Origin of the sequence: Acidisoma sp. (assembly GCF_035492295.1) — a bacterium.
Classification (GTDB): Bacteria; Pseudomonadota; Alphaproteobacteria; order Acetobacterales; family Acetobacteraceae; genus Acidisoma.
Map to the genome: position 1 here is coordinate 1 of NZ_DATJJK010000261.1, position 8,611 is coordinate 8,611.

The window sequence follows — 8,611 nt, forward strand, 5'->3', positions numbered from 1 at the left end:
GGCTGGATCGCGATCGACGTCATCAAACTTCTGGCGGGCAGCCTCCTCGCCTATGCGGCGCTGCAAAGCGGGATCGTGTCCGACGAGGCGGTGCAGCCAGCGGCCATGTATCGCCTCGCCTTCGGCACCATCGCCTCGCCCTCCGTCGCCATCGTGGCGACCTGCGCGCTGGTGGTGGTCTCCCAGGTCAAGATCAACATCACCAACGCCTATGCCGGCTCGCTCGCCTGGTCGAATTTCTTTTCCCGCCTGACGCACAGCCATCCCGGCCGCGTGGTCTGGCTGATCTTCAACATCGTCATCGCCCTGCTGCTGATGGAGACGGGCGTCACCAAGACCATCCAGCACACACTGGTCGTCTATGCCGATGTCGCGGCCGGATGGATGGGCGCGCTGGTCGCGGATCTGGTGGTGAACAAGCGGCTCGGGCTCAGCCCGAAGGGCATCGAGTTCAAGCGCGCCCATTTGTTCGACATCAATCCCGTGGGCGTCGGCGCCATGCTGTTGGGCGTGGTCGCGTCCCTCGGCGCCTATGCTGGCCTCTTCGGCACGCAGGCGGCCGCGCTCTCCACCTTCATCGCCTTCGGCAGCGCCTTCCTGGCCGCGCCCGTCATCGCCTGGGCCACGGGGGGCCGCACCTATCTCGCCCGGCGCGGCCGCGCCGCCTGGGCCCATCGCGGCACCATTCCCTGCAGCATCTGCGAACATGAATTCGAGCCCGAGGACATGGCCTATTGCCCGGTCTATTCCGGGCCGATCTGCTCGCTCTGCTGCTCGCTCGACGCGCGCTGCCACGATGCCTGCAAGCCGCATGGCCGGGTCGCCGAGCAGGTGGCGAAAAGCTTCCGCTTTATCCTGCCGGAGCCGGTCATCCTGCTCGCCCGCGCGCGCCTCGCGCGGTTCCTCGGCGTGCTGTTTCTCTTCGCCGCCGGCACCGGCCTGCTGCTGATCGCGATCGACGCGCAGACGGTGAGCAGCGGGCCGATCAGCGAGGCCGCCGCCGCCGCCGCCTTCTGGAAGACCTTCCTGGTCATGCTGGTGATCGGCGGCGTCGTCTCCTGGCTCGCCGTGCTCGCCCAGGAAAGCAGGCGCGCGGCGGAGGAGGAGACCCGGCGGCAGACCGCCTTGCTGCTGGACGAAATCAGCGCCCACCGCCAGACGGATGCCGAGCTGCAGCGGGCGAAGGAGGCGGCCGAAGCCGCATCCCGCGCGAAAAGTCGCTACGTTGTCGGCATCAGCCACGAGCTGCGCAGTCCGCTCAATGCCATTCTCGGCTATGCCCAGCTGCTGGAGAAGGATGCGGATATTCCCGTCCGCAAGCGGGAGGGCCTGCGCATCATCCGTCGCTCGGGCGAGCATCTGACGGCGCTGATCGGGGGCTTGCTCGACATCTCCAAAATCGAGGCCGGGCATATCGAACTCTACCGGGACGAGATCCGTCTGCCGGAATTCCTCGACCATCTGGTGCAGATGATGCGCTTGCAGGCCGAGACGAAGGGCATTGCCCTGCATTACCGCGCCGATCCGCTGCCCCGCCTCGTCTATGCGGATGAGCACCGGCTGAGGCAGGTGCTCATCAATCTGCTCTCCAATGCCATCAAGTTCACCGCCGCCGGCAGTGTCACCTTCATTGTGCGCTACCGCAGCCAAGTCGCGGAATTCGAGATCGCCGATACCGGGCGCGGCATCGCCGAGGCCGACCTCATCCGCATTTTCGAGCCCTTCCAGCGCGCGGGCGACCAATCCGTGCCCGGCACGGGTCTCGGCCTCACGATCGTCCGGTTGCTGACGGAGGTGATGGGCGGCGAGGTGACGGCCACCAGCCAGCTTGGGGAGGGCAGCCGCTTCCGCCTGCGCCTCATGCTGTCGGAAGCGCCGGAGACGCTGAAACCCGCGCCCGCCGCGCTGGAAATTACCGGCTATCGCGGCCGGCGGCTGACGGTGCTGGTGGCCGATGACGACGCGACCCAGCGCTCCCTCATGCTCGATCTGCTGACGCCCCTGGGCTTCACCGTGGTGGGTGCTGCCGGCGGGACCGACTGTCTCGCCATGACCGAGCAATGGCGGCCGGACCTCTTTTTGCTCGATCTTTCGATGCCCGACATGACGGGCTGGGATCTGGCCCAGCGGCTGCGCGAGGGGCGGGCGGGTACCGAGGCGCCGATCATCATCGTCTCGGCCAATGCGCGGGAATTGGAGGTCGCCCCGCGGGAGGGCCAGTTTCATGACGACGTGATGGCAAAGCCGGTGCGGCTCGACCTGCTGCTGGAAAGCATCGGCCGGCTGCTCGGCCTGGAATGGACGCGGCTCGCGACCGAGCCGGTGGCGGACCGCGTGGCGGCTGGCGGCGCGCTGACCGGCGCGCAGCTGGGCGAGCTGCGCGAACTCGCGGCCATCGGCTATGTCCGCGGCATTCGCCAGAGGCTCGATGCCCTGGCGGAGGAAGACCCCGCGCTGGAACCCAGCCTGCAGCCCCTGCGCGCGCTGATCGCGGACTACCGGCTTGATGCCTTTCTGGTGGTGCTGGACGAAATGACCCGGCCGAAGGCCGCAGAATGAAGCAGCGGGATGTCATCCTGGTGGTGGACGATACGCCCGGCACGCTCGGCGTGCTCAACGAGGTGTTGGAGGATGCGGGCTATACCGTGCTGATGGCGCAATCGGCTGCCGCCGCCATGACGATTCTGGAGCGGGTTCTGCCAGACGTCATCCTGATCGACGCCGTGATGCCCGGGATGGACGGGTTCGAGGCCTGCCGGCGGATGAAGCGCAATCCGGCGCTCGCCTCCGTCCCCATCATCTTCATGACCGGCCTGACGGAAAGCGAGGACGTGGTGCGCGGGCTCGAGGCCGGTGGCGTTGATTACGTGACGAAGCCGCTGCAGCTCTCCGAAGTCGTGGCGCGCATCCGCGTGCATCTGACGGGCGCGCGGCGGACGCAGAGTGCCCAGGCGGCGCTCGACACCGCAGGGCGCTTTCTCCTCGCGACCGATATGGAGGGGGAGCTGCAATGGGCAACACCGCAGGCGGCGACGCTGCTCGGCCAGCTTGCGCCGCAGGACGGCAGTAGCGGGATCGAAACGATCGCCGCCTGCCCCTGGGTTGGGGATTGGCTGGCCGAGGCAACTGATCACCATCCGGGTAGCGTCGCGGCGACCTTGGGCGAGGGGCCGCTGCTGCAATTCGTCTATGTCGGGCGGATGGCGCCGGACGAGATTCTGTTCCGGATCCAGGAGATGCGGAGCTCGACCGAGGAAGCGCGGCTGCGCGACCGGCTCGGCCTGACGGCGCGGGAGGCCGAGGTTCTGCTCTGGATCGGTCACGGCAAGGGCACAAAGGATATTGCCGAGATCCTCGGCATGAGCCCGCGCACGGTGCAGAAGCACCTGGAGCAGATCTACGCCAAGCTTGGCGTCGAGAATCGGGCGGCCGCGGCCGCGATCGCGATCCGCACGATTGGCTAGAGAGTGATCGTCTCAGATAGGGGCGGTGCTGCTTCGACGAGCCCCTGAATCCCCGGCCGCTGGCGCGGCCGGGGAAAGTCGTTACTTCGACGCTTTCATGACAAAGAGACCCACCCAGCTCTGCACCTTGCCGCCATTGATGCGGAATTTATAGCCGATCGGCCGGTGCGTGCCGTTGGATAGGGTCGCGATCGCCATGCAGGCGATTTCGTTGCCGGCCTGCTTGTCGGTCGTGATGCCGGCAAGATCGGTTACGGTGAAGGGGGCGTTGGATTTCTTGAGGGCAAAGTCGATGCCGGTCCGGGCCTGCGCGCTGTCGCAGGCGGGCAGGCTGGGTTCGGCCATCGCGGCATGCGCCCCGAGCGTCAGGGCCATGGCGGCGCCACACAGTGACAATCCGAATCTCATTCCGTCTCTCCATTTCGGGACGGGCGGACTGTATCGCCGCCCGGCAATCAGATGGCGGCAGACCCAAAAAAAGAAACCGCCCTCGGCATCCTCCCAGGGCGGTGTGCTCATTTAGAGCTTCTGAAGATTGGAAGCGGCCTGCTTGCCGCGTTCGGTAATGATGTCATAGGTGACCCGGTCGCCTTCGGTCACGCTCTTCAACCCGGCCGCCTGAACCGCCGTGATGTGAAGGAAAACGTCCTTGCCACCTTCCTGCGGGGTGATGAAGCCGTACCCCTTTTCCATGTTGAACCATTTAACAGTGCCACTCGACATTACAGATCACTCTCAGTGTTACAGAACGTTAGGAATAGCCTCGGAAATGGCCCTCCGCTACCCCCTGGGCAATATAGTCGAGACAAGGGAGGCGGCAAACGCGGGCCTCCCTCAAATAATGGACGCTTCACCCAGGCTTTAAGCAGTGTATGAAGCGCCCATACTAAAACCGATGGCGGCAAGCGTCCTGGCGGCTTTCCGAGCCGGGTCTTTGTCGGCGCTAGAGAGAAGAGAGTATGGCTGGCTTCAAGACAAATAGCTTCCACGACCGCCGCGATGCGGCACTCAAGGCCAAACAGGAACTTCTAGAAAAGTTCAAGGCTCGGCCGCAGGGCGATCACCCCCGCCTGCAGGCGCTTGCCGAAGAGCGCAAGCGCATTGCCGAAGCCCGCGCCATTCGCGATGCCGAGCGCGAGCTTCGTCGCCAGGAGCAGATGAAGCGCGAGGCAGAGGAGGAGGCGCGCCGCCGGGAAGAGGAAGCAGCCCGCATCGCCGCCGAGAAGGAGGCTGCCCAGGCTGCGATCCTCGCCGAGGAGGAGCTGAGGGAGAAGCAGAAGGCGGCGCGCGATGCGCGTTACGCCGCCCGCAAGGCCCGCCGCCGCTAACCGGCCCCCAGTGGGGCTTCGGAGTGGCGCCGGGGGGCTTCGGCCCCCATCTGCTGTCCGAGGTGCGAGTTCCTGACGCGCCATGGCTTGGCCAATGGCGTCTTTCGCCGGTCTGGTGCCGCGTTGTCTGCGCTTGTTGCTATATGATACGATATAGCAATGAGTTGGATGGACGATCTTTTCTGGCCTGCCTTCGGCCTTGCCGCCATCCTTGCGGGCTTCGGCCTGGCCTGGTTCGCGCCTGACAGTTTTTGGCCGGCCCTGGCTCTTGCTCCGGCTTCCCTGCTGGTCGCCTGGGCGGCAGCCTTTCCCCACAAAGCGACCGTGCTCTGGCTGCTCGTCATCGCGACCTGCCCGGAGATGTGGCTGGCCGATCTCCTCCGCCTGCCGGACCCGGAACCCGTGATCGGCCTCGACAAGGCAGTGGGCCTTGTCCTGGTTCTTCTTTGCGTCCTGCGCTACGGACCCCGCCTGCCTCTCGCCAACCCGGCGCTTGCTTTTCCTGCCATGGCCGCTGTCGGCGTGCTGCACGGGCTCTGGCCGGGGCTGACGGCGATGGACAGCGTCCGCAGTCTCGCAGGCTCCGTCGCTCCCTTCGCCTTCTCCTTTGCCCGGCTTTCGACCGGCTGGTGCCGCGCCGTGATCCGCAGCGTGATTGTCGCACCCTTCGTCATTCTCGGCTTTGGCGCCTGTCTCGCGGCGGCCGGGCTGCGTCCGCTCTATATCCTGGAGGATGGGGCGCTGCGCCTCGGTGCATCCGGCCACCCCGCCTTTCTCGCCGGCTTCACCCTCACCAGCCTCTATGCCCTGCTGCTCGAACTGGTGCGCGAGCGGCAGCGCTTCGCCCTTGTCCTGCTCAGCGGGGACCTCATGATCCTGCTCGCGACCGGGGCACGGGCACCGCTGGCACTCGCGGCCGTCCTCATTTTCCTCGTCACGGCTTTTGTGCGAGCCCCCGCCTGGCCCTGGGCAGCGCGCATCCCCCTCCTGCTGGCAGGTTTCGCCGCCCCGGCGCTGGCGGTCTTTGCCGCGCCGCTGCTCGGCTTCGTCCGCCTCCTCTCGCTGGCGGAGCAGGGGGATATGACCAGCCTCAGCAACCGCAATCTCATTTGGCCGGTGTATGAAGCAGCCTTTCTGCGCTCACCCTGGTTCGGCTGGGGCACCGGCGCGGGCAAGATCGTGGTGCCGGTCGGCACACCGCTCTGGCATCTCCTCGGCACCAATGCGGCGCATAACGAATACCTCCGCATCGCCGTGGAGGGGGGAGGCTTCGGCCTCGCGCTCCTGCTCCTGCTGTTCATCCTCTGGTGGCAGCGCGGCTTGCGCGGCATGAGCCGGCCCGAGCGGCAGGTCATGATCCTCGTTCTGCTGGCCTTCGGCGTTCATTCCGCGACCGACAACACCCTGATCGCGACCACGGCAAGCCTCCTCTTCGCCTGGGTTTCGGCGGTCTTTGCCCGAGCGGAGCGGGAGGCGGAGGGTGGCCTCCGGTCCTGAGCTGGGGCAAGATGATTCGGCATGACCGAGTATCGCATCACCGACGTCCCGCAGCCGAGCCGTCTGCATTTCCGCGCCATCGAGGACGCGCTGATCGCCTTCAGCGACCCGCGAGCCGGCGCGGGTGACTGGCCGGACCGCGCCCTCTGCCTTGCCATTCCGGACGCCGAGGGCAAGACCGTCGGCGGGCTCTGGGGCCGCTTCTACTACGACTGGCTCTTCATCGAGCTTATCTGCGTGCCGGAGGATCGGCGCGGTGAGAAGCTCGGCTCCGTCCTGCTCTCGATGGCGGAAGCGCAGGCGCGGGAATGGGGCGCCGTCGGCGTCTGGCTGGATACGTTCAGCTTCCAGGCGCGTGGCTTCTACGAGAAGAAGGGGTATCGGCTGTTCGGGGAGATCAAGGATTTTCCGCCGCCGCACAAGCGCTTCTATCTGAGCAAGCTGCTCGACCCGACCGGCCCTGCACGCGTCGTGCATCCCGCGATCCGGCCCATCGACAATCCGGGACCGGAGGAGCGCGAGGCGATCGGCCATGCTCTCAATCTGTTCAACGACGCAGCCCTCGGCGGCGACCCCTGGCCGGACGAGACGCTGTGCTTCACGATCACGGATGCCACAGGCGGCATTGCCGGCGGGCTTTGGGGCCGCAGCTACTATCGCTGGCTGCATATCGACCTGCTCTTCGTCCCCGAAAAAGCGCGCGGACGGGGCCTAGGCACCGAACTGCTGCGCCGCGCCGAGGACGTCGCACGCAGCCGTGACTGTATCGGCGTCTGGCTCGATACGTTCAGCTTTCAGGCGCCTGACTACTATCCGCGCCATGGCTACACGCCTTTCGGCCGGCTGGAAGCCTATCCGGATGAGCAGAGCCGGACTTTTTTCGCCAAGCGGCTCGATCGCGGCTAGCGGCAAGGTGGCTGGCCCCGAGGGGAGGATGACGATGAATTTCGTGCATGCCGGGCCGACGCTGCTGGCTGCCTTTCTTGCCTCCCTGGTGGAATTTGTGGAGGCGTTGACCGTCGTGCTCGCGGTCGGCGCCATGCGCGGCTGGGCGGGCGCGCTCGCGGGCAGCGGCGGCGCCTCGCTGCTCCTGCTGCTGCTCGTCGCGGGTTTGGGGCCGCTGCTGACGGCCATCCCGCTGGCAATCGTACAGGTTTTCCTCGGCGTGCTGCTGCTTCTGCTCGGCATGCGCTGGCTGCGCAAAGCGGCGCTGCGCAGCGCCGGCATCATTCCGCTGCATGATGAGGAGGCGCTCTACGCCGAGAGCCGAGCCTCGCTGGCCGGCGGGGCGGCGGCGCGCGGGATCGACGGCCTCGCCTTCTCCACCGCCTTCAAAATCACCATGATCGAAGGGATCGAGGTCGTCTTCATCGTCGTCGCCATGGGGGGTGCGGGTCCGGGCCTGCTTTGGCCGGCGGCGGCCGGCGCGGCGGCGGCCTTCCTGCTGGTGATTCTTCTCGGCATCCTGCTGCGCCGCCCGGTCTCGACGATCCCCGAGAACATCCTCAAATTTGTCGTGGGCGTGCTGCTCTGCGGCTTCGGCACCTTCTGGGTCGGCGAGGGCGGCGGAATCGCCTGGCCGGGCGGGGATCTGTCCCTGCCGGCGCTCTGCCTGGGCTTCCTGCTCGCGGCACTCCTCAGCGTGCGGCTGGCGGAGCAACGCCTCGGCCGCCGGCGCATCGCACCATGAGCGGCCGGCTGAGTGCGATCCTGCATGCCGTCCAGGTGGAAACCTGGGCGCTTTTCGTCGATGACGGGGTCTTCGCCGGCGCCATCCTGGCCTGGCTCGTGCTGGGCTTGATCGGCCTGCCGCGTGCGGGCCTGCCGCCCTGGCTGCCTGGGCCGCTGCTCTTCGCGGGTCTCGCTGTCATCCTGGTCGCCGGTGCGCTCCGCGCCTGCCGGAAAAGAGGCTTTTAGCGTCCCTCTTCGGCCGATTGGAGGAGGCGCCGCCGCACCTTGTCATAGCCGATCAGCGGCAGCAGATGCCGGAGATCCGGGCCGCTTTCCTCACCCGTCAGCGCCAGGCGCAGCGGGTGATAGAGCGCGCGCCCCTTCCGGCCCGTGGCGGCTGCGAGTTGCTTGGTCCAGGCGCCCGCGGTTTGCTCGTCCCAGGGTTCCGCTGGCAGGCTCTCCGCCGCCGCGCGCAAAAGATCCGCGTCCCCCGGTTGGGCGGGCGCCAGGATCTCGCCGGCCACGATCTCCCACCAGTCCCGCGCCTCGCGCAGCAGATCGAGATTGCCGCGCACGGCGAGCCAGAATTCTTCTGTCGCACCCGCGGGCAGGCGATCCGCCATGGCCGCGAACTCCAGCCGGTGGAGCAGG

Annotated in this window: 9 protein-coding genes and 1 pseudogene; 7 read left to right on the top strand and 3 right to left on the bottom strand. The window is 67.1% G+C overall.

Annotated elements, in window-relative coordinates:
• A partial coding sequence (locus VL752_RS19555; RefSeq protein ID WP_325357860.1) for a hybrid sensor histidine kinase/response regulator occupies positions 1 to 2,559 on the top strand: 2,559 nt, incomplete at its 5' end.
• Positions 2,556 to 3,464: a response regulator transcription factor gene (locus VL752_RS19560; protein ID WP_325357862.1), complete on the top strand. Its 909-nt coding sequence runs from the start codon at positions 2,556 to 2,558 to the stop codon at positions 3,462 to 3,464. The genes VL752_RS19555 and VL752_RS19560, both read left to right, overlap by 4 nt.
• A gap of 81 nt (positions 3,465 to 3,545) precedes the next feature.
• On the opposite strand, the gene VL752_RS19565 is transcribed toward VL752_RS19560, so the two are convergent.
• Complete coding sequence (locus VL752_RS19565; protein WP_325357864.1) at positions 3,546 to 3,872, bottom strand: hypothetical protein; 327 nt, start codon at positions 3,870 to 3,872, stop codon at positions 3,546 to 3,548.
• Positions 3,873 to 3,983: 111 nt separating this feature from the next.
• A complete protein-coding gene (locus VL752_RS19570; protein WP_325357865.1) occupies positions 3,984 to 4,187 on the bottom strand; it encodes a cold-shock protein in 204 nt (67 codons plus the stop codon).
• 236 nt (positions 4,188 to 4,423) lie between these two features.
• Here VL752_RS19570 and VL752_RS19575 point away from each other — a divergent pair, with 236 nt between their 5' ends.
• The 5 genes from VL752_RS19575 to VL752_RS19595 all read left to right on the top strand — a co-directional run bounded on the left by VL752_RS19575 (position 4,424) and on the right by VL752_RS19595 (position 8,206).
• The gene (locus VL752_RS19575) at positions 4,424 to 4,792 is read left to right on the top strand and encodes a DUF6481 family protein (protein WP_325357867.1); all 369 of its coding nucleotides are present in this window, start codon (positions 4,424 to 4,426) and stop codon (positions 4,790 to 4,792) included.
• Positions 4,793 to 4,951: 159 nt separating this feature from the next.
• The gene (locus VL752_RS19580; RefSeq protein WP_325357869.1) at positions 4,952 to 6,289 is read left to right on the top strand and encodes an O-antigen ligase family protein; all 1,338 of its coding nucleotides are present in this window, start codon (positions 4,952 to 4,954) and stop codon (positions 6,287 to 6,289) included.
• 21 nt (positions 6,290 to 6,310) lie between these two features.
• Positions 6,311 to 7,195 carry a GNAT family N-acetyltransferase gene (locus tag VL752_RS19585; RefSeq protein WP_325357871.1) on the top strand — a complete coding sequence of 295 codons (885 nt, stop codon included), beginning with the start codon at positions 6,311 to 6,313 and terminating at the stop codon, positions 7,193 to 7,195.
• A gap of 34 nt (positions 7,196 to 7,229) precedes the next feature.
• Entirely contained in the window at positions 7,230 to 7,979 is a 750-nt protein-coding gene (locus VL752_RS19590; RefSeq protein ID WP_325357873.1) for a hypothetical protein, read from the top strand.
• Positions 7,976 to 8,206 (top strand): hypothetical protein, encoded by a 231-nt coding sequence (locus tag VL752_RS19595; protein WP_325357875.1) that lies wholly within the window; start codon positions 7,976 to 7,978, stop codon positions 8,204 to 8,206. Before VL752_RS19590 ends, VL752_RS19595 begins: the two co-directional genes overlap by 4 nt.
• On the opposite strand, the pseudogene VL752_RS19600 reads toward VL752_RS19595, so the two are convergent.
• Positions 8,203 to 8,611, bottom strand: a pseudogene (locus tag VL752_RS19600) (glutamate--tRNA ligase); the annotation flags it as partial. The gene VL752_RS19595 and the pseudogene VL752_RS19600 overlap by 4 nt on opposite strands.